The organism is Flavobacteriales bacterium (genome assembly GCA_013214975.1).
GTDB lineage: Bacteria > Bacteroidota > Bacteroidia > DT-38 > DT-38 > DT-38.
This window is the reverse complement of sequence record JABSPR010000343.1, coordinates 1-1,635: the sequence shown is the minus strand read 5'-3', so window position 1 is coordinate 1,635 and position 1,635 is coordinate 1. Positions and strand designations below refer to the sequence as shown.

The 1,635-nt window shown below is 35.5% G+C and carries 3 protein-coding genes; all 3 read left to right on the top strand.

What is annotated here, in order from left to right; all coding sequences use genetic code 11:
- The coding region (locus tag HRT72_11080) for a potassium channel protein (protein ID NQY68248.1) at positions 1–941 on the top strand (941 nt) is incomplete at its 5' end.
- Positions 934–1,098, top strand: coding sequence for a PspC domain-containing protein (locus tag HRT72_11075; protein ID NQY68247.1), 165 nt, complete (start codon positions 934–936; stop codon positions 1,096–1,098). The genes HRT72_11080 and HRT72_11075, both read left to right, overlap by 8 nt.
- A 1-nt stretch (position 1,099) precedes the next feature.
- Positions 1,100–1,635: sugar nucleotide-binding protein (locus HRT72_11070; GenBank protein ID NQY68246.1), on the top strand; the 536-nt coding region annotated here is incomplete at its 3' end.

The following is a 1,635-nucleotide window of genomic DNA, read 5'->3' as shown; positions in this document are numbered from 1 at the left end:
TGGCAATCGAAGATTATAGTTTTCTCGAAGCTGTTTACATGACGATAATTACCGTGTCGAGTGTTGGTTTTAACGAAGTAAGAGTATTGAGCGATGCAGGAAGAATATTTACTATATTTCTAATATTAACCAGTTTTGGTACTTTTGCCTTTGCAATCTCGTCAATTACGAGATATATGATTGATGGCGAATTTAGGAAGTACTTTGCCGTAAATAGATCAAATAAGAAAATGTCAAAATTAAAAAATCATATAATTGTTTGTGGGTACGGTCGAAATGGTGGACGAGCAATTAAAAGTTTATTAGCACACAAAGAAACTTTCGTAATTATTGAGAAGGATCCTGCTAAAATTGAAGACGCTAGAGAAGATGGCCATCGGAATATTATTGAAGGAGACTCAACAAAAGATAGTGTGCTTTTTTCGGCTAACATTAGCAAGGCTTCAGCCATCATAACTACATTGCCAAAAGATTCGGATAACTTATTTGTAGTTCTTACAGCTCGAGAAATTAATCCTGAATTAAAGATTATAAGCAGTGCGTCTGAGGATAACTCTGTTAGAAAATTAAAAATTGCTGGTGCTGATAATGTGATTATGCCTAGCAAGGTAGGCGGGGCTCACATGGCCTCTTTGGTGCTTACACCAGATTTAGTTGAGTTTTTGGATAACATAAGTTTAGAAGGTGATGCAGATGTTAATTTAGAAGAGATATCGTTCAAGGAACTTCCAGAAGATTTTAATTATAAAACATTGGGCGAGATCGAATCTAGATCAAAAACTGGCACTACTGTAATTGGGTTTAAGACAGCTGAAGGGGAATATGTTATTAACCCAGGAGCGGATACTATATTACTTCCAAATTCCAAAATGTTTGTTCTGGGAAACCCAGATCAAATAAAACAATTGAATGAAATTCTTGGACTGAAGAAAAATGGATGAGAAGAAGATACTGGGAGTTTGCTCTTGGTTGGGTAATAAATTCGATATTAATATTGGACTTGTAAGAATAGTGTTTTTAGCCGCCGTAGTATTTGGAATGGGAATGCCAATTCTGGCATATTTTGCCTTGGCATTTTATAAATCAAAAATAGAATAGATTGAAAGAACGAATATTAATTACTGGTTCTAATGGACTTTTAGGACAGAAAATAATTCTTCAGCTTATTGAGGAAGGTGAGTTTGATTTCTTAGCGACAAGTAGTGGTGATAATAGATTGACTACTGTAGATTTTAACTACGAAACACTTGATATTACGAATAGAAATCAAGTAAATTGTGTATTCGATCAATACCAACCGACAGCTGTAATTAATACGGCTGCCATGACTAACGTAGATCAATGTGAGGATGATCGTGAGGGGGCAAAGAAATTAAATGTTGATGCAGCCCAAAATTTAATCGCGGCAAGTCAAAAGCATAATAGTCAATTGCTTCATTTGTCTACCGATTTCGTTTTTGATGGAGAGGATGGTCCATATAGTGAAGAGGATAAGCCTAATCCGTTGAGTTATTATGCAGAAACTAAAAATAACGCGGATAACTTGGTGATGAATAGTGGGCTTAGTTGGTCTGTAGTTAGAACGATGTTAGTTTATGGGGTTGTTCAGGATATGAGTAGATCAAATGTAGTGCT